The organism is Martelella mangrovi (assembly GCF_040545495.1).
Taxonomy (GTDB): domain Bacteria; phylum Pseudomonadota; class Alphaproteobacteria; order Rhizobiales; family Rhizobiaceae; genus Martelella; species Martelella mangrovi.
In genome coordinates, this window is the sequence record NZ_JBEPLY010000001.1 from 22413 (window position 1) to 42084 (window position 19672).

Annotated in this window: 17 protein-coding genes; 11 read left to right on the top strand and 6 right to left on the bottom strand. The window is 60.7% G+C overall.

All coding sequences use genetic code 11. From position 1 onward, the window contains the following. Window positions 1-153: 153 nt before the first annotated feature. The 5 genes from ABID12_RS00120 to pyc all read left to right on the top strand — a co-directional run bounded on the left by ABID12_RS00120 (window position 154) and on the right by pyc (window position 9127). Entirely contained in the window at window positions 154-354 is a 201-nt protein-coding gene (locus tag ABID12_RS00120; protein ID WP_354432605.1) for a YgaP family membrane protein, read from the top strand. A 13-nt stretch (window positions 355-367) separates the two neighbouring features. Then, entirely contained in the window at window positions 368-1360 is a 993-nt protein-coding gene (locus ABID12_RS00125) for an efflux RND transporter periplasmic adaptor subunit (protein ID WP_354432606.1), read from the top strand. Further along, the gene (locus ABID12_RS00130) at window positions 1357-4551 is read left to right on the top strand and encodes an efflux RND transporter permease subunit (protein WP_354432607.1); all 3195 of its coding nucleotides are present in this window, start codon (window positions 1357-1359) and stop codon (window positions 4549-4551) included. The genes ABID12_RS00125 and ABID12_RS00130 overlap by 4 nt, the downstream gene beginning before the upstream one ends. 261 nt (window positions 4552-4812) lie before the next feature. Beyond that, window positions 4813-5562 carry a helix-turn-helix transcriptional regulator gene (locus ABID12_RS00135; RefSeq protein ID WP_354432608.1) on the top strand — a complete coding sequence of 250 codons (750 nt, stop codon included), beginning with the start codon at window positions 4813-4815 and terminating at the stop codon, window positions 5560-5562. Window positions 5563-5668: 106 nt separating this feature from the next. Continuing rightward, window positions 5669-9127 (top strand): pyruvate carboxylase, encoded by a 3459-nt coding sequence (gene pyc, locus ABID12_RS00140; RefSeq protein WP_354432609.1) that lies wholly within the window; start codon window positions 5669-5671, stop codon window positions 9125-9127. Between the two features lie 37 nt (window positions 9128-9164). Here pyc and ABID12_RS00145 read toward each other — a convergent pair whose 3' ends face one another. Next, the gene (locus ABID12_RS00145) at window positions 9165-10070 is read right to left on the bottom strand and encodes an EamA family transporter (protein ID WP_354432610.1); all 906 of its coding nucleotides are present in this window, start codon (window positions 10068-10070) and stop codon (window positions 9165-9167) included. Window positions 10071-10148: 78 nt separating this feature from the next. Between ABID12_RS00145 and ABID12_RS00150 the strand changes: the two genes are divergently transcribed. From ABID12_RS00150 to ispG, 5 genes are all read left to right on the top strand, one after another. Continuing rightward, window positions 10149-10631 carry a MarR family winged helix-turn-helix transcriptional regulator gene (locus ABID12_RS00150; RefSeq protein WP_354432611.1) on the top strand — a complete coding sequence of 161 codons (483 nt, stop codon included), beginning with the start codon at window positions 10149-10151 and terminating at the stop codon, window positions 10629-10631. 144 nt (window positions 10632-10775) lie between these two features. Next, entirely contained in the window at window positions 10776-11546 is a 771-nt protein-coding gene (locus ABID12_RS00155; protein ID WP_354432612.1) for a DeoR/GlpR family DNA-binding transcription regulator, read from the top strand. Next, window positions 11543-11938 carry a VOC family protein gene (locus ABID12_RS00160; protein WP_354432613.1) on the top strand — a complete coding sequence of 132 codons (396 nt, stop codon included), beginning with the start codon at window positions 11543-11545 and terminating at the stop codon, window positions 11936-11938. The genes ABID12_RS00155 and ABID12_RS00160 overlap by 4 nt, the downstream gene beginning before the upstream one ends. An 11-nt stretch (window positions 11939-11949) precedes the next feature. Further along, a complete protein-coding gene (locus ABID12_RS00165; protein ID WP_354432614.1) occupies window positions 11950-13137 on the top strand; it encodes an MFS transporter in 1188 nt (395 codons plus the stop codon). Window positions 13138-13197: 60 nt separating this feature from the next. Further along, window positions 13198-14457 (top strand): flavodoxin-dependent (E)-4-hydroxy-3-methylbut-2-enyl-diphosphate synthase, encoded by a 1260-nt coding sequence (gene ispG / locus ABID12_RS00170; RefSeq protein WP_354432615.1) that lies wholly within the window; start codon window positions 13198-13200, stop codon window positions 14455-14457. A gap of 9 nt (window positions 14458-14466) precedes the next feature. On the opposite strand, the gene ABID12_RS00175 is transcribed toward ispG, so the two are convergent. The 5 genes from ABID12_RS00175 to acs all read right to left on the bottom strand — a co-directional run bounded on the left by ABID12_RS00175 (window position 14467) and on the right by acs (window position 18758). Further along, complete coding sequence (locus tag ABID12_RS00175) at window positions 14467-14688, bottom strand: DUF1413 domain-containing protein (protein WP_354432616.1); 222 nt, start codon at window positions 14686-14688, stop codon at window positions 14467-14469. A gap of 1 nt (window position 14689) precedes the next feature. Further along, on the bottom strand, window positions 14690-15328 hold the full coding sequence (locus ABID12_RS00180; protein WP_354432617.1) for a LysE family translocator: 639 nt from the start codon (window positions 15326-15328) through the stop codon (window positions 14690-14692). Between the two features lie 12 nt (window positions 15329-15340). Beyond that, on the bottom strand, window positions 15341-16126 hold the full coding sequence (locus tag ABID12_RS00185; protein WP_354432618.1) for an NAD(P)-binding domain-containing protein: 786 nt from the start codon (window positions 16124-16126) through the stop codon (window positions 15341-15343). Between the two features lie 103 nt (window positions 16127-16229). Continuing rightward, on the bottom strand, window positions 16230-16724 hold the full coding sequence (locus ABID12_RS00190) for a hypothetical protein (RefSeq protein ID WP_319518415.1): 495 nt from the start codon (window positions 16722-16724) through the stop codon (window positions 16230-16232). Window positions 16725-16799: 75 nt separating this feature from the next. Further along, window positions 16800-18758 (bottom strand): acetate--CoA ligase, encoded by a 1959-nt coding sequence (gene acs, locus ABID12_RS00195; protein WP_319518414.1) that lies wholly within the window; start codon window positions 18756-18758, stop codon window positions 16800-16802. A 200-nt stretch (window positions 18759-18958) separates the two neighbouring features. Between acs and ABID12_RS00200 the strand changes: the two genes are divergently transcribed. Beyond that, window positions 18959-19669, top strand: a complete 711-nt coding sequence (locus ABID12_RS00200; protein WP_354432619.1) for a DUF1013 domain-containing protein — start codon at window positions 18959-18961, stop codon at window positions 19667-19669. The last annotated feature ends 3 nt before the right edge of the window (window positions 19670-19672 follow it).

A 19672-nucleotide genomic window follows, 5' to 3' on the forward strand; every position in this document is an offset into this window, starting at 1 on the left:
ATCGGCGGATCGGCCGCCTTGCCTTATGATATGGGAATGTCCGTTTCCGCTTTCCAGACGTCGGCCGCGCCCGACGGAAAGCAGAACGGCTCTTGCAAATTCGATATAATAACGTATATACGAAAGTACGTATCTTTTAGCGAGGAGTTTGCAATGTCTCTCGATCGTGCCGTTCTGGCCTTTGCCGGTTTCATGGTTCTTCTGTCGGTGGTTCTGACGGTCTTCGTCAGCATTTACTGGCTGTGGCTCACCGCCTTTGTCGGCCTCAACCTGCTGCAGTCGGCCTTTACCGGCTTCTGCCCGGCCGCCATCATCTTCAAAAAGCTTGGCATCAAGTCCGGCACCGCATTTTGAAAGTGAGATGATGATGCCAAAAGCGCTTGCATGGCGCGGAGCGGCCGCGCTTCTTGCCGCCGTTCTCACGGCCTTTCCGGTATCCGCCGCAATGATAAAGGTCGAGCCGATGACCGTGCCGGAATGGAAGGCGGTCTATGGCGAGGTCAAGGCCCGCGACACCGTGCCGGCGCGCGCGCGCATCGGCGGCACGCTGGAATCGCTGACGCTGACGGAGGGCGATACGGTCAGCGAAGGCGATGTGATCGGCACCGTCAGGGACGACAAGCTGGATTACCAGATCGCTGCCTATGAAGCGCAGTTGAAGGGGCTCAACGCCTCGCTCGAAAACGCCCGTTCGGAACTGGAACGCGGCGAAAACCTCAACAAGCGCGGGGTGATGAGCAACCAGCAGCTCGACACGCTGAGAACCCAGGTCGACGTCGTGGTCAACAATATCGCGTCGGTCAACGCCAATATGGAAGTGGTGCGCCAGCAATTGCGCGAGGGCGACATTGTTGCTCCGGCTTCCGGCCGGGTGCTGCAGGTGCCGGTGGTCGAAGGCTCGGTGATCCTGCCCGGCGAGACCGTGGCAACGATCGGCTCCGGCGGCTTTTTCCTGAGGCTTGCCATTCCCGCCCGCCACGCAAACCTGCTTGAGGAAGGCGCGAGCATCGAGATCACCCGCCCCGATGCGGACGGCGCGGCCACAGGCAAACTGGTCAAACTCTACCCCGAGCTCGACAACAACCGCGTGATTGCCGATGTCGAGGTCGATGGGCTGAAGACCAGCTATGTCAACCAGCGCTTTCTGGTGCGTGTGCCGATCGGCGAGCGCGAAGCGTTTTTCGTGCCGGCTGCGGCTGTGACCACCCGTCACGGGCTGGATTTCATCACGGTTTCGCTCGGCGGCGGCCAGACGCGGGAAAAGACCGTGATCACCGGCGGGAACGCCGAAATCGACGGCCATACCATGACGGAAGTGCTGACCGGGCTTGTCGCCGGCGATGAGGTGATTGTCCCATGAAACCGCATAAGCTTGGCATAGCGGGCGGGCTGACGAAGTCCTTCATCGCTTCGCCGCTGACACCGCTGTTTCTGCTGGCGGCCCTTGCGCTCGGTATCGTGGCGCTGTTCACCCTGCCGCGCGAGGAAGAGCCGCAGATTTCCGTGCCGATGGTCGATATCATCGTCCAGGCCCCGGGCCTGAAGGCGGAGGATGCCGTCAAGCTTGTCTCCGAACCACTGGAGACGATCATCAAGGGCATCAATGATGTCGAGCATGTCTATTCGCAGATCTCCGACAACCAGGTCATGGTCACCGCCCGCTTCAAGGTCGGCACGCCGTCCGACAGTGCCGTTCTGCGGGTTCATGACAAGGTCATGGCCAATATGTCCGATATCCCCGTCGGCATTCCCGAGCCGCTGATCGTCGGCCGCACCATCGATGACGTCGCCATTGTGGCGCTGACGCTGACGCCGGCTGCAGGTCAGGATGCCGGCATCACCGCCAATGATCTGACCCGGGTGGCCCGCGAATTACAGACCGAACTGACCAAGATCGACGAGGTCGGGCTTACCTATCTGGTCGGCGAGACCGGCGAGGCCATCCGCATTGCGCCCGATCCCGAGCGGCTTGCCCTTTACGGCGTGACGCTGAAGGCGCTGACCGGCAAGGTGACGGCGGCAAACCGCGCCTTTTCCACCGGTACGGTGCGCGACAACGGCATGCAGATCAATGTGATGGCGGGCCAGACCCTGTCATCGCCCGGCGAAATCGGCAATCTTCTGCTGACCAGCGCCGATGGCCGCCCGGTCTATGTGCGCGATGTTGCCGATATCACCTATATCACCAATGATGCCGACGCCATCACCTCCTCGGTCACGTTGGCCGAGGACGGCACGATGGACCGCGTGCCCGCCGTTACCCTGGCAAACGCCAAACGCGCCGGCGCCAATGCCGTCAATGTCGCCCACGACATTCTCCACCGCGTCGACGAGCTCGAAGGAACCCTCATTCCCGACACGATGACGGTCGCCGTCACGCGGGATTACGGCGAGACCGCCAATGAAAAGGCCAACGAGCTGCTGTTTCACCTGGCGCTTGCCACGGTGTCGATCATCATTCTGGTCTGGGTCGCCATCGGGCTTCGGGAAGCCCTCGTCGTCGCCATCGTCATTCCGGTGACGATCCTGCTAACCCTGTTTGCCGCCAATATCATGGGCTATACGCTCAATCGCGTGTCGCTGTTCGCGCTGATCTTTTCGATTGGTATTCTGGTGGATGATGCGATCGTGGTGATCGAGAATATTGCCCGCCACTGGGCCATGCCCGACGAGCGGACCCGTGTTCAAGCGGCCATCGAGGCGGTGGCGGAGGTCGGCAATCCGACGATCGTCGCGACGCTGACGGTTGTTGCCGCCCTCCTGCCGATGATGTTCGTCTCCGGCATGATGGGCCCCTATATGAGCCCGATCCCGGCGGTTGCGTCCGCAGCGATGATCTTCTCCTTCTTCGTCGCCGTGATGATCACGCCCTGGCTGATGGTGAGGATTGCCGGCAAGGCCAAGCTCCATGCCGAAGACGGCCATGGCGGCGGTGCGCTCGGCCGGGCCTATGCGATGGTTGCCCGTCCGATCCTGAAGACGAAGCTGCGCTCCTGGACCTTTATCGGGCTCGTGCTGGTCGCCACTTTCGGTTCGCTCAGCCTGTTTTACACCAAGCATGTCACCGTCAAACTGCTGCCCTTCGACAACAAGTCGGAGCTGCAGGTGACAATCGACCTGCCGGAAGGCGCTTCGGTCGAGGAAACCGATGCGATTGCCCAGGCTGTTGCCGATGTGGTGCTGCAGACGCCGGAGGTGATGTCGGTGCAGACCCATGCGGGCACCGCCTCCCCGTTCAATTTCAACGGTCTGGTTCGCCACTATTATATGCGCAACCGGCCGGAGATGGGCGACGTCCAGATCAATCTGACGCCGAAGGGCGACCGTGACCGCTCAAGCCACGAGATTGCACTCGATCTCAGGCAGAAGATCCTGGCCGCGGTTCCCGTGCCGGCCGGAAGCTCGCTCAAGGTCGTCGAGCCGCCGCCCGGCCCGCCGGTCATGGCCACGCTGCTTGCCGAGATCTACGGCCCGGATGCCGAAACCCGGCGCGCGGTTGCCGAAAAGGTCAAGGAGGCCTTCCGCTCCGTGCCCTTCATCGTCGATGTCGATGACAGCTGCGGCCAGCAGGCAAAACGCCTTCGGGTGACGATTTCCGGCGACGATCTGGAATCCTACGGCGTTGCCGAACAGGATGTCTTCGATGCGCTTGCTGCACTCAACGGCACGACCACGGTCGGCTATTCCCATCGCGGCGGCGGCCGGCCCCCGATCCCGATCGAGATCGGCCGGACGAAGGACCAGAAGGTGCTCGACGAGACCTTCCTGTCGACACCGGTCGCCTCGACCACCGGCGGAACGGCCTCCGTGGTCGAACTCGGCGATGTCGTCACCGTGAGCGAAGAACCCACCTCCTATGCCATCTTCCGCCATAACGGCCATTATGCCGACATGGTGACCGGCGAGCTGGCGGGGGATTTCGAGGCGCCGCTTTACGGCATGCTGGCGGTTCAGGATGCCATCGACGCGATGGACTGGGGCGATCTGTCCAAACCCGCGATCAAGCTGCACGGCCAGCCGGAAGACGAAACCACACCGGTGCTGTTGTGGGACGGCGAATGGGAGGTGACCTGGGTCACCTTCCGCGATATGGGAGCGGCCTTCATGGTCGCGCTTCTGGGGATCTATATCCTGGTCGTTGCCCAGTTCGGCTCGTTCAAGGTGCCGCTGGTGATCCTGACGCCGGTGCCGCTGACCTTCATCGGCATCATGCTCGGCCACTGGATGTTCAATGCGCCGTTCACGGCCACCTCGATGATCGGCTTCATCGCGCTTGCCGGCATCATCGTCAGGAACTCGATCCTGCTGGTCGACTTCATCCGGCATACCAAATCGGATGACGTGCCGATGATCGACACGCTGATTGCGGCCGGTTCGATTCGCTTCAAGCCGATCCTGCTGACCGCGCTTGCGGCGATCATCGGCGCGGCAGTTATCCTGGCCGACCCGATCTTCCAGGGCCTGGCGATTTCGCTGCTGTTCGGCCTGATATCGTCGACGCTTCTAACGGTGCTGATCATTCCGGCGATCTATCGCGCATTGCGAAGCTGACAGGAATACCGGCCGCGATCTGGCAAAATCGCGGCCGCATTCCCGTATAGATTGCTCTCGACAGAGCGTCCGAAATTAAGCGTGCAAAAACGTTGCGCGCCACTAATCTTATGGTTGATAACGCTCCCAATACGTGTAAATTTGAACACTATATCTTTAAGGCTGTTCGCATCTCGATGCCTGAACGGCCAAGCCTTGCAATATGAATCGTCCAGGCCGGTGCAAAGACTTTGTTGCCGCTAGCCCGAAAGAAACCGCTCCTTGAAAAAGTTTCACGACGTGTTGGAATATCTCGTGCTGATGCATGAGATAGATACCCTCATCAACCTTTACAATGCAGTCGAGAAGGTCGCTCTCCGTTACAATTTTGATCGCCTTGGCCTTTTCCAGCGAACCGTCACCCCCGCAGGCAACAATGTCGCGTGGCAGAACCTTTTCGAACACATTGTAAGCACGGATGTCTCGGTGCTTTTCGATAGCGAGGCCGATGGCATACTGCTGTCGTTCGGCACATTGGGCGACCCGTATTACTGGGACAGAGCGACAGTCGAGACTAAAGAATTCAACCCCGCTATCTACCGCAGGCTGCGCACGCGCTGCGTGCGGGCTGCGGAAACCGGCCTGAATTACGGCGTCACCTTTCCCGTCTATCAGCGCGAAGGGCTTGCAGGCGCAATGGTGTTTGCCTGCGAGAACCGGATCGAGCTTTCCACGCTTGAGGTCAGCCTGTTCGCCACCCTTGCCAGGGAAACACTAAAGCGCAGTCTCTTTATTCTGCAATGCGGGAAGCCGACGCGACGCCGCTCGGGTATCGTTCCGGAACTGTCTGCCCGCGAGGTCACAATCCTCAGAAATCTCGCCGATGGCATGACATCGGTGGAAACCGGCAAGGCGATCGGCCTTACCAATCATACCGTCAACTGGTATGTGAGCGGGCTGCAGCAAAAACTGCATGCCCGCAACCGGCAAAACCTTGTGGCGCTTGCATTCCGGCTTGGCCTCATCTCCTGATTGGTTCAAAATAAGTCAGGCCGGAAAGCAGGTTTGCGCTCGGACCCGAGTTTGGCTATGACTTTTAAATTGCGATTTTCACGCTTTTTTCCTGAGGAGGACTTCCTTGCCGATTTCAAAGATTCTTGTCGCCAACCGTTCCGAGATTGCCATCCGCGTTTTTCGCGCTGCAAACGAACTCGATATAAAAACGGTGGCGATCTGGGCGGAAGAAGACAAACTGGCGCTCCATCGGTTCAAGGCGGATGAAAGCTATCAGGTCGGGCGCGGCCCGCATCTTGATCACGACATGGGGCCGATCGAGAGCTATCTCTCCATCGAGGAAGTGATCCGCGTCGCCAAGCTTTCCGGCGCCGATGCCATCCACCCCGGCTACGGCCTGCTTTCGGAAAGCCCGGAATTCGTCGATGCCTGCGCGGAAGCCGGCATCACTTTCATCGGGCCGAAGGCCGAAACCATGCGCCGGCTCGGCAACAAGGTCGCCGCGCGCAATCTCGCCATCGAGGTCGGCGTGCCGGTCGTGCCCGCCACCGATCCACTGCCCGACGACATGGCGGAAGTGGAGCGCATGGCCGACGAGATCGGCTATCCGGTGATGCTGAAGGCCTCCTGGGGCGGCGGCGGTCGCGGCATGCGCGCAATCCGCTCGAAGGACGATCTTGCCCGCGAGGTGACGGAAGCGAAGCGCGAGGCCAAGGCCGCCTTCGGCAAGGACGAGGTCTATCTCGAAAAGCTCGTCGAGCGCGCGCGCCATGTGGAAAGCCAGATCCTCGGTGATACCCACGGCAATGTCGTGCACCTGTTCGAGCGCGACTGTTCAATCCAGCGCCGCAACCAGAAGGTCGTCGAGCGTGCGCCAGCCCCCTATCTGAACGACGAACAGCGCGCCGAGCTTGCCGAATATTCCCTGAAGATCGGCCGGGCCACCAACTACATCGGCGCCGGCACCGTCGAATATCTGATGGATGCCGATACCGGGAAATTCTATTTCATCGAGGTCAATCCGCGCATCCAGGTCGAGCACACGGTGACCGAAACCGTGACCGGCATCGACATCGTCAAGGCGCAGATCCACATTCTCGACGGCGCCGTGATCGGCACCGAGGAATCCGGCGTTCCCCCGCAGGAGGAAATCTATCTGCGCGGCCATGCGCTTCAGTGCCGCATCACCACCGAAGACCCGGAACAGAACTTCATCCCCGATTACGGCCGGATCACCGCCTATCGCGGGGCCACCGGCTTCGGCATCCGTCTGGATGGCGGCACCGCCTATTCGGGCGCGGTCATCACCCGGTTCTACGATCCGCTGCTGGAAAAGGTCACCGCCTGGGCACCGTCGCCGCAGGAGGCCGCCCGCCGCATGGACCGGGCGCTGAGGGAATTCCGCATTCGCGGCGTGGCCACCAACCTGACCTTCCTTGAAGCGATCATCACCCACCCGCAATTCATGGACTACAGCTACACCACGCGTTTCATCGACGAGACGCCGGAGCTGTTCTCCCAGGTCAAGCGGCAGGACCGTGCGACCAGGCTGTTGAACTATCTGGCCGACGTCACCGTCAACGGTCACCCCGAGACCAAGGGCCGCCCGAAACCATCCGACGAGATCGCAGCACCGGTTATTCCCTTCATCGAAGGCGACCCGAAGCCAGGCACCAAGCAGCTTTTCGACCAGATGGGGCCGGAGAGATTCGCCAAATGGATGCGTAACGAAAAGCGCGTCCTGATGACCGACACCACCATGCGCGACGGCCATCAGTCGCTGCTGGCAACCCGCATGCGCACTCACGACATCGCCTCCATTGCCGGGACCTATGCCCGGGCACTGCCGGAGCTTCTGTCGCTGGAATGCTGGGGCGGCGCGACCTTCGACGTATCCATGCGCTTCCTGACGGAAGACCCGTGGGAACGGCTTGAGAAGGTGCGTGAAAACGCCCCGAACCTGCTGTTGCAGATGCTGCTTCGCGGTGCAAACGGCGTCGGCTACAAGAACTATCCCGACAATGTCGTGAAATATTTTGTCCGCCAGGCGGCTGCAGGCGGGATCGATCTGTTCCGCGTGTTCGACTGCCTGAACTGGGTGGAAAACATGCGCGTCTCGATGGACGCCGTGGCCGAGGAAGGCAAGCTGTGCGAGGCGGCGATCTGCTATACCGGCGACATCATGAATGCGCGCCGGCCGCAGTATGACCTGAAATACTACACCAACCTTGCCAAGGAACTGGAGGCCGCCGGCGCCCATATCATCGCGGTCAAGGACATGGCCGGGCTGCTGAAGCCGGCCGCCGCCAAGATGCTGTTCACCGCACTGCGGGACGCCACCGAACTGCCGATCCATTTTCACACGCACGATACCTCCGGCATTGCCGCAGCCACCGTGCTGTCGGCGATCGACGCCGGCGTCGATGCCGTGGATGCGGCTATGGATGCGTTTTCCGGCAATACCTCGCAGCCTTGCCTCGGCTCGATCGTCGAGGCGCTCAAGGGGCACGAGCGCGACCCGGGCCTCGATACCGGCTACATCCGCCGTATCTCGTTTTACTGGGAGGCCGTGCGCCACCAGTATGCCGCGTTTGAAAGCGATCTGAAGGGTCCGGCCTCGGAAGTCTATCTGCATGAAATGCCGGGCGGCCAGTTCACCAATCTGAAGGAACAGGCCCGTTCGCTGGGCCTTGAAACCCGCTGGCATGAAGTGGCGCAGGCCTATGCCGACGCCAACCAGATGTTCGGCGATATCGTCAAGGTTACGCCGTCCTCGAAGGTGGTTGGCGACATGGCGCTGATGATGGTGAGCCAGGACCTGTCCGTCGCCGATGTCGAAGACCCGGCCAAGGACATGTCGTTCCCCGATTCGGTGATCTCGATGCTGAAGGGCGACCTCGGCCAGCCGCCGGCCGGATGGCCGGAGGGCCTGCAGAACAAGGCGCTGAAGGGAGACGAGCCCTATACCGTGCGCCCCGGCTCGCTGCTTGAAGATGCCGATCTCGAGGCCGAACGGAAAGAAGCTGAAGAAAAGGTCGGACGCGAAATCAATGATTTCGAGCTGGCCTCCTATCTGATGTATCCGAAGGTCTTCGTCGACTACGTGATGGCAAACGAGACTTACGGTCCCGTCTCGGTGCTGCCGACGCCGGCCTATTTCTACGGTCTTGACGAAGGCGGCGAGCTTTTTGCCGATATCGAACGCGGCAAGACGCTCGTTGTTCTCAACCAGGCGATCACCAGCCCCGACGAAAAGGGCATGGTCACGGTGTTCTTCGAGCTGAATGGCGCACCGCGCTCCATCAAGGTGCCCGACCGGGCGCATGGCGCGGCCGGCGGCGCCAACCAGAAGGTGGACCCCGCCAACCAGAACCAGATCGGCGCGCCGATGCCGGGCGTGATTTCAACGGTTGCCGTTTCCGCCGGACAGCAGGTCTCTTCCGGCGATGTCCTCGTTTCCATCGAGGCAATGAAGATGGAAACCGCGCTTCACGCCGACCGCGACGGTGTGATCAAGGAAGTCCACGTCAAGGCCGGCGACCAGATCGACGCCAAGGACCTTCTGGTGGTGTTCGAGGACTGAGCCCCCGGCACTTGGCGCAATATTTGCAGAACCCCGGTCATTCGGCCGGGGTTTTTGCGTTTTCAGGCGCAACAAAGGCCGGCTGCGCGTTTGCAGCGTTGCGACCCGCAGAGCGGCCAAGCCAGAGGCTTGCGAGAACAAGCACGGCACCGGCGATCTGCAGCGGCGACAAAGCCTGTCCTAGAAGGACCCAGCCGAGGAGCACGGCACTCAGCGGGCTCAGGAAGCCCAGAATGGCCGCCCTTGACGGACCGATCTTCGCGATGCCGCGAAACCAGAAGAAATAGGTGAGCGCGCCGCCGACAACACCGAGCCAGACAAGACCCGCAATGTTCTGCAACGAGGGAACCGGAAAGGCCGGTTCGAAGGCGAGCGCCAGCGGCAGAAGCAGCAGGCCGCCGGTGGTCAGCTGCCAGGCGGTCAGGGTCAGCGGCGGGACGGGAAACTGCCATTTGCGGGTCAGGACCGTGCCGGCCGCCATCGACAGCGCACCGCCGAAGGCTGCGGCAATGCCCAGCGGATCAAGCACGGCCTCCGGCGACAGCACGAGGAAACCGACGCCGACCAGTCCGCCGAGTGCGGCAACCAGTCCCATTACTCTGATTTCCGTTCCAAGGGCCAGCCGCGCCAGGAACAGTACGATCAACGGCTGTGTGGCGCCAAGCGTTGCGGCAACGCCACCCGGCAGGCGATAGGCAGCCACAAACAGCAGGCTCCAGAACAACGTAAAATTCAGGAAACCCAGAACAAACAGCCGCGGCAGCATGGCGAATGACGGCCACTGCCGGACCACGACAAGCAGGATGAGGCCCGCCGGCAGCGCTCTGAGCAAACCGAGCGTCAGCGGCAGACCGGGCGGCAGCAGTTCGGTGGTGACGATATAGGTACTGCCCCAGATGGCCGGCGCCAGTGCGGTGAGCAGAAAATCGGATGTCTTCGGCATTTCAGCCTCCATTTATCTTGATTTCAAGATATCCTGTTTTAACTTGACGTCAAGGTAAAATTTCTTCAGGTTCCATTCATGGATCATGTCGACAGTATTCTCGCCGAATGGCAGGCCGAGCGCCCGGACCTTGACGCCATGCCCATGGGCGTCATGGGCCGTCTGAAACGGCTGCAAGTGCACCTTGCGCGCAATCTGGAAACGGTTTTCGCCCGCTACGGGCTGAATGCCGCCAGTTTCGATGTCCTGGCCACGCTGCGCCGTTCCGGTCCGCCCTATGCGCTCTCGCCATCGACGCTGATGGAACGGACGATGGTATCCTCCGGAACGATGACCAACCGGATCGACCGGCTCGAAGCCGCAGGCTTCATCTCACGCCGGCGCAATCCGGAGGACGGCCGCGGGTTCGCCATCGCGCTCACGGACGCAGGCTTTGCCCTGATCGACGAAGCGGTAACCGCCCATGTCGAAAACCAGCACAGGCTGATCGAAACGCTCGGCACCGATGACCGCGAAGCGCTCGACCGCCTGCTGGCCAAGTGGCTGGCGGCCTTCGAATAGAACCGTCCGTCACGGGCAATGCCGGGCCTGTTTCTGCAGCCGACATTCTATCTTTGTGAGCGGAACCACCGAAACATTCCACAATACCCTTGCATGCACATTTAAACCGGATTATGCACGTTTGTGCACGATTTGGACAAAACCATGCATCTGATCCGCGAACGACAAGACATTATCCTTCAACGCCTCAGGGCTTCAGGCCGGGTTCTGGCAGCCGAACTGGCTGCGGAATTTGCCGTGTCTGAGGATACGATCAGACGCGACCTGCGCGACATGGCCGCGCGCGGGCTGTGCGAACGGGTCTATGGTGGCGCGCTGCCCGTCGCGCCGGCCGCCGGACCGCTGAACACCCGCGACAAAAAGGGGGACGCAGAAAAACAGCAGCTCGGCCGCCTGCTTGCCGGCGAGATTGACGACGGCATGACCGTTTTCCTCGATGCCGCAAGCACCAATATTGCCGCGGCCCGTGCCTTGCCGGCCGACCGGCGGGCCACAATCGTCACCAATGCGCCGGCCATTGCCGCCGCCCTCGACGGGCATCAGACCCTCGATGTGATCATGATTGGCGGGCAAATCCACCGCGACGTCGGCGGCGCCGTCGGCACCCGCCCGATCGAAGATATTCAGGCCTTCCATTTCGACCTGTGCCTGCTCGGCACGTGCGGCCTCGATATCGAGGCCGGCCTCACCTGCTTTCATTACGAAGATGCCCTGTTCAAGCGCGAGGCCGCCGCCTGCGCGCACCGGGTGATAACCGCCATGACCGCGGCGAAATTCGCCACCCGCGCGCCCTGCAGCGTGATTGCGCTTGATGCGCTCGATGCCCTTGCCATCCCGCACACGCTCGATGCCGGGGCAGTTGAGGCGCTTCAGGCCACCGGGCTTTCGCTTATCGGACGAGGAGACAGCCGATGAATGCCTGTCGCATTGCCCATGTCGCACTCTGGACCGCCGATCTGGAACGCCTGGCCGTCTTCTACCGCGATGTCTTCGGCGCTACCGTCGGGGAGCGCTGTGAAAGCCGCCGCAGGCCCGGTTTTGTCTCCCGCTTCGTGTCGCTGACAGACGGTTCTGCTATCGAACTGATGCAGGCGCCCTGGATTTTTCCGGCAGACGACCGGTCGGCCGAAAGGCCCGGATGGGACCATATCGCCATCAGCCTCGGCAGCACCGGCGCCGTCGACCGGCTGGCGGCGGAGGCGAAAACCACCGGGTTTCTTCTCAGTCCGCCCCGAACCACAGATGACGGTTTCTACGAGGCCGTCCTTGCCGATCCCGACGGCAACCGCATCGAAATCACTGCCTGACGAGAACAACAATGACCGATACCCCGCTTGCCGAAACCAGCCGTCCGCGCCGCTACATGTCGCCGCATCGTCTCGGTGTTTCGCTGCTGTTTCTGATGAACGGCTTCTATATGGGCTCCTGGGCGCCGAAAATTCCGATCTTTGCCGAAAAGCTGGGCCTTTCGGAGGGCGAACTCGGCCTGATGATTCTGGTCTTCGGGGTAGGTTCAATTCTCGCCATGCCGATGACCGGCATCTTCAATGCCCGCTTCGGCTCCACCAGCGTCGTCAGGGCAGCGGCGCTGATGTTTCTGCCGTCGCTGATCCTGATCACCGTGGTCAACAGCATCTGGCTCGCCGTTATCGTGATCTTTTTTTTCGGCGGCCTGATGGCGGCCATGGATGTCTCGATGAATGCCAACACGGTGGCTGTGGAAAAGGTGGAACACCGGGCGATCATGTCATCCTGCCATGCCTTCTGGAGCCTTGGCGGGCTTCTGGGCGCCGGTCTCGGCGGCTTTCTGATTTCGACGATCGGCCCGCTTGGCCATGCGATTGCCGCAACCGTGCTCGCCGGCGCGTTTCTGGCCGCGTCGTTTCCCCGGCTGGTGGCGGATACCCCCGACGGAGAAGAAAAACACCAGAAGATCCGCCTGCCGATGACACCGCTTCCCTGGCTGATCGGGGTCGTGGCGCTGTTTTCGATGATCCCGGAAGGGGCGGTCACCGACTGGAGCGCGCTTTATCTGCATGACGAACTGGGCGTCGATATCGCCTGGGCCGGATTCGGTTATGCTGCCTTCCAGCTCTCCATGACGACGATGCGCTTTGCCGGCGATCTCGTGCGCGATCGTCTCGGCGGGGTAACCACCATGCGGATCTGCGCGGTGCTCTCGGTCATCGGACTGCTGCTTGCGGGCCTCGCCCCCACGACGCCGATCATCATCATCGGTTTCGCGATTGCCGGTCTCGGCATTTCCAACATGGTGCCGATTGCGTTTTCCGCCGCCGGCAATCTGCCGGGCATGGCGCCGGGTATCGGCCTGTCAGTCACGACCACGCTCGGCTATTCCGGCATTCTGGTCGCCCCTTCGGCGATCGGCTTTCTGGCCGAGCATACCGGCTTTGCACCGATTTTTGTCGGCTTGTCGCTGCTGCATGTTATCGTCTTCCTGCTGGCGCCGCTGATGCGTTATGCCGACCGCGACAAGGTGGGCTGACAGTTGACAAGATGGCGGCATTGTACCACCTGAAAGGCAGTTTCCGTTTCGGAGAAAATGATGACCTTTGCCGCCCCCCGCAATTTCGATCCCCTGCCCCGTCGCGCATCCGTTGCCGTCAATGTCGGTGGCGTGCTTGTCGGCGGCGGCGCGCCGGTGGTCGTGCAGTCCATGACCAATACCGACACGGCCGATATCGACGCCACTGTGGCGCAAGTTGCCGCCCTGTCGAAAGCCGGCTCCGAACTGGTGCGCATCACCGTTGACCGCGACGAGGCGGCCGCCGCCGTGCCGCGCATTCGCGAACGGCTGGAACATCTCGGCCTCGATGTGCCGCTGGTCGGCGATTTTCACTATATCGGCCACAAGCTTCTCGCCGATCATCCGGCCTGCGCGGAGGCGCTTGCCAAATACCGCATCAATCCCGGTAATGTCGGCTTTCGCGACAAGCGCGACAAGCAGTTTGCCGATATCATCGAAATGGCGATCCGTTACGACAAGCCGGTGCGCATCGGCGTCAACTGGGGTTCGCTCGACCAGGAATTGCTGACACGGCTGATGGACGAAAATTCCGAAGCCGGTTCACCGCTTTCCGCCCGCGATGTCACCCGCGAGGCGATCGTCCAGTCGGCGTTGATTTCGGCGGATCTGGCTGAAGAGATCGGCCTGCCAAGAAACCGCATCATCCTGTCGGCCAAGGTTTCCCAGGTTCAGGACCTGATCGCGGTCTATTCGATGATCGCTGAACGTTCCGACCACGCGCTGCATCTTGGCCTCACGGAAGCCGGCATGGGCACCAAGGGCATCGTCGCATCGTCTGCGGCCATGGGCTATGTATTGCAGCACGGCATCGGCGACACGATCCGCGTTTCGCTGACGCCGGAACCCGGCGGCGACCGCACCCGTGAGGTGCAGGTGGCGCAGGAACTGCTGCAGGTCATGGGCTTTCGCCAGTTCGTGCCGGTGGTGGCCGCCTGTCCCGGCTGCGGGCGTACGACCTCGACGGTGTTTCAGGAGCTGGCCTCGAAGATCCAGTCCGATATCCGCAAGAACATGCCGATCTGGCGTGAGAAATATCCGGGCGTAGAGGCCCTCAACGTTGCCGTCATGGGTTGCATCGTCAACGGCCCGGGTGAGAGCAAGCACGCCGATATCGGCATTTCGCTGCCCGGCACCGGCGAAACCCCGGCAGCCCCGGTCTTCATCGACGGCAAGAAAGCCAAGACCCTGCGCGGTCCCAACATCGCTGCTGATTTCGAGGCCATGGTCGATGACTATATCGAAAACCGTTTCGGCACCGGCAGCCAGGCCGCCGAGTGAAACAGGGCGCTATCCCTTCTTCAGGTAGATCCGGCCGCCGCCCTTCTTGCGGCCGGTGTCTTCCACATCGGGAAAGCGCCCTTTGCGCACGGCATTGAGGAATTCGCGGCCGATTTTCACCTTGTCGCCGATATAGAGCCGGTTCCAGCCCTCGCCATAAAGCGTCGGGAAATGAAACTCGCCCGGCTCCAATGCGAGCAGCCGGTTCGCTATGTCGTCTTCATCAAGCATATCAGATCCGTGTTGTGAGGAGCTTGAAGCCTGCGAGTGTAAAGAGAACCGCCATGGTCCCCTCGATGGCGCGGCGGGCCTTGTGGTAGCCACGCACGACCACGCCGGACGAAAACAGCAGCGCCAGCGTGTTGAAGGTGAGAAAGCCGATAAACTCGGCAACGACGATGAACAGGATGATTGTCCCATAGCCCGCATTCTGCGGCAGGCCAATGGACACAAGCGAGACCCAGGTGAAGATCGCCTTCGGATTGGTGAGGTGGATGTAAAGGCCGCGCCGGTAAAACGCGCCGAAGCCTGAACGCCCGGCAATCTTCGGCACCATGGCATGCGCATCCGACCGCGTGGCCGCACGAAAACTCTTGAAGGCGAGGTAAAGCAGGTAGCACCCGCCGACAATTTTCAGCACCATCAGACCATAGGCAAGTTTTGTTACGATGGCCGCCATGCCGGTGCCCGCCAGCACTGCCCAGAAAAACGAACCGGTCAAAGCGCCGTTTGCAAGTGCAATGGCCTGGCGCCGGCCGTGGCCCATGGCCGTGCCGGCAATGGCAAGCGTTGCCGGGCCGGGGCTGACCACGGCGATGAAATAAGCGGTCCAGGCAAGGACCAACGGCCCGAAAAGCGCGGCGGAGTTCATTGGCATATCCTGTCAGTCGGAAGTGGGTTTCGCATTCTCGAACCGGTCCCAGATCCCGTCAAGCGCTTTTGAAAATTCCGTATAGACCTGGTTTTCCTTCAGATGGGTCAGCACCTGCTCATTGGTGCCGCCACGGGTGGCCGATTCATGGGTCAGTTCGGAAAACGACATATCCGGTGCATTGCGGGCCGTTGCCGCCAACGCATAGAACACGGCACCGGAAAAGGCCCGTGCCTTGTCGGCCGGCACATCCTTGCCCTGCAACCAGTCTGCAATGGTCTCGTAATAGGCATAAGCCCCGGCAAGCGAAGCGGTAGCGACACATAGTGCCTGATATTCGGCCTCGGTTTCGACCGCAACGACCGTGCCGAGCGGTTCGAACATTTCAATCGCGTCCTCATCCGGCGGGAAAACCGGTGTCGGCCCGCCATGGAAGGCAACCGCCGGCAGCGGCGTGACGAGCGTGATCCGCGTCGCCGGCGCCACGATCCTTGAAAGCCGCGCCTGGCTGTAGGTCGGCATGAAACTGATGACGTGGTGCTCCGTTCCGAATTTCAGATCCGCGGTGATCGCCTCGCCATCCTGCGGCCTGAGCGCCAAGCAAACGGTTTCAGAACCATCGACCACGTCCTGATTGCTGCCGGCGATTTCGACATTTTCGAAGCGGTCGGCCAGTTCCGCCGCAATCTGCTCGTTGCGCGGCGACAGAAGAATGGTCGGCTTTTCGCCCTCGACCGTGCTCATGCCGATCACCACCGCCCGCGTGATCTCGCCCGTTCCGATAAATCCGATTGTCATGACATTCCTTCCTGCATTGCTGCGTCAGCATAAAAGGACATGGATGGCTTGAAAACGGGGGAAGGAAGAAAGCGTGGTGGTCTTCGTCTCTTCGCTGTTCGTACTAATTGCCCGTGCCCGGACAGTTTGCCTGCACGATATCAAAGGCTTTCTTCGCCCCGATACTGCTGAGAAGGCCATTTTTCTTTTCCGTGCGGAAAGCCAGATCAGCACTGTCGGCATTGCTGAACAGGGTCATGATTTTCCGGGATTGATCGGCATCAATGGCAAGAAGGCTGCCGAAAGCAGGAATCTTTTCCGAAACGAAACTATATTCCGTAACATCATCGCCTGACCGAAGCGCCAGTTTTGCGGCTGTTTCGAACATCATGATGCGTTCCGGCTGGAAGAAGATGACGACATTGCCGTCTTTTGAACAGACGGCACCCAGCGAAGCCTTATCGAAATCGTCGCCTGTCTCAGAGACCATCGCAAGCGGTATGATCGTCCTGTCAAAAATGTCCTGATGGAATTGCACGCTCCATCCGGCCTTCAGATCATCCGCCCGGGCTACCGTTGCACAGATAATCAACGCGACGATGGCGACGATCCGAAACATCCTATACTGCCCTCCGCCTTTGAATGGAAAGACAGGGAAGCGCCTGATATGGCCGCTTCCCTGTCTCAAACATACCTATGCCGCCTTGGATTTGTTCTGACGGTTTTCGATCAGATCGTCGACGACATCGGGATCGGCAAGCGTCGAAGTATCGCCGAGCGCGCCGAAATCATCCTCGGCGATCTTGCGCAGGATGCGGCGCATGATCTTGCCGGAGCGTGTCTTTGGCAGGCCCGGCGCAAACTGGATCTTGTCCGGCGTAGCGATCGGTCCGATTTCGGCGCGCACCCATTTGACCAGTTCCTGCCGCAGCGCCTCGTCGGGATCGTGCTCGCTCATCAGCGTGACATAGCAGTAAATGCCCTGCCCCTTGACCGGATGCGGATAACCGACCACGGCCGCTTCGGACACGAAATGGTGCGAAACCAGCGCGCTTTCGATTTCCGCCGTTCCGAGCCGGTGGCCGGAAACATTGAGCACATCATCGACGCGGCCGGTGATCCAGTAATAGCCGTCCTCGTCGCGCCGGCAGCCGTCACCGGTGAAATATTTCCCCTTATAGGTCGAGAAATAGGTCTGGACGAAACGGTGATGGTCGCCATAGACCGAGCGCGCCTGGCCGGGCCAGCTGTCGGTGATGCACAGATTGCCGTCGGCAGCCCCTTCCAGCACATTGCCCTCATTGTCGACCAGTTGCGGCTGGACACCGAAGAACGGCCGCGTGGCCGAACCGGGCTTGAGATCGGTGACCCCCGGCATCGGCGTGATCATCATGCCGCCGGTTTCCGTCTGCCACCAGGTATCGACAATCGGGCAGCGCTCCTCACCGACAACGCGGTAGTACCATTCCCAGGCTTCCGGATTGATCGGCTCGCCGACCGAGCCCAGGAGACGCAGGCTCTCGCGCGAAGATTTCTTCACCAGATCGTCGCCGGCCCCCATCAGCGCGCGGATCGCCGTCGGCGCGGTGTAGAGAATGTTGACCTTGTGCTTGTCGATCACTTCCCAGAACCGGCCGGAATCCGGGAAGGTGGGCACGCCCTCGAACATCACCGTCGTGGCGCAATTGGCCAGCGGCCCGTAGACGATATAGGAATGGCCGGTAACCCAGCCGACATCGGCCGCGCACCAGTAGATATCGCCCTCCTTGTAGTCGAACACATATTCATGGGTCATCGAGGCCCAGACGAGATAGCCGCCGGTGGTGTGCAGAACACCCTTCGGCTTGCCGGTGGAACCGGATGTATAGAGGATAAACAACGGGTCTTCCGCCTTCATCTTCACCGGCGGGCAATCGCCCTTCACGGTCTTGATTTCCTCGTGATACCACATGTCGCGACCGCGGGCCCAGCCGACATGGCCGCCGGTGCGGCGCACGCACAGTACGTGGTTGACGAGGACATACTGTTTTGCCGCGATATCGATGGCGAGGTCGACATTTTCCTTCAGCTGGATCGGCTTGCCGCCGCGCACGCCCTGATCGCAGGTGACCACGAAGGTCGATTCACAATCGACGATACGGCCGGCCAGCGCTTCCGGCGAAAAGCCTGCAAACACCACCGAATGGATTGCGCCGATGCGCGCGCAGGCCAGCATCGCATAAACCGCTTCCGGCACCATCGGCATGTAGATCGTCACCCGGTCGCCCTTCTTGACGCCGTACTTCTTCATCACGTTCGCCATCCGGCAAACCTGATCGTAAAGCTGGTTATAGGTGATCTTCTTGTCGATATAAGGGTTGTCGCCTTCCCAGATGATGGCGGTCTGTTCCCCGTGGGTCTTCAGGTGGCGGTCGATACAGTTGTAGGAGACATTGGTCTGGCCATCCTCGAACCACTTGATCGAGACCCGGCCCTTGAACGACGTATTCTTGATCTTGGTATAGGGCTTGAACCAGTCGATCCGGCGGCCGTGCCGGTCCCAGAAGATTTCAGGCTCCTCGACGCTTTCCTGATACCATTTCTCGTATTTGTTGGCGTCGATCAGAGCACGCGTCTTCGCCTGCTTCAAAACCGGATAGGTCTTGCCTGACATGCTTTCCTCCTCATGATTTCCTCCGTTGTCCCCATTCATACAGTCTCAGACGATGTCTTCAATAAGACATTCGTCAATTGTTTCGACGTGATTGCATTCGAAGCGCATAGGGATTATATGAACGCCCATGTATTCCCGGAAATTGTGGCAAACACCCACGGACCGCGACACCGGCGCGGACGACAGAAGGACTATATCCAATGGCACAAAAGCTGCTTATGCCCAAGGCGACAGCCGTATGGCTCGTGGACAACACGGCCTTGTCGTTCGATCAGATTGCCGATCTCTGCAAACTCCACCCGCTGGAAGTCAAGGCGATCGCGGACGGCGAATCCGCACAAGGCATCAAGGGCCTCGACCCGATCTCGACCGGACAGCTTTCGCGTGAAGAGATTGCACGTGCGGAAGGCAACCCGAACCACAAGCTGAAGCTTTCCGAACCGAAGGTGCGCGTGCCGGAATCCAAGCGCAAGGGCCCGCGTTACACGCCGGTTTCCAAGCGTCAGGACCGCCCGAACGCCATCCTGTGGCTGGTGCGCAACCATCCGGAACTGAAGGACGCGCAGGTTTCGCGCCTTGTCGGCACCACCAAGTCGACCATCGAGCAGATCCGCGACCGCACCCACTGGAACTCGGCCAATCTGACGCCGATGGATCCGGTCACGCTCGGCCTCTGCAGCCAGATCGATCTGGACCTTGAAGTCGAAAAATCCGCCAAGGACCGTCCGCTGCCGTCTGCGGAAGAACTCGACAACGCGCGGCTTGCCTCTGCCAGCGAGATGGAAAGCCTTGGCGACAGCGTCAGCTCTTCGTCGCAGGAAGACAAGGAAATGTCCGCCGACGAGGTGTTCTCGCGCTTTGCATCGCTCAACAACAATGACGATGAAGACAAGGACGAGGATGACCGCTGATCA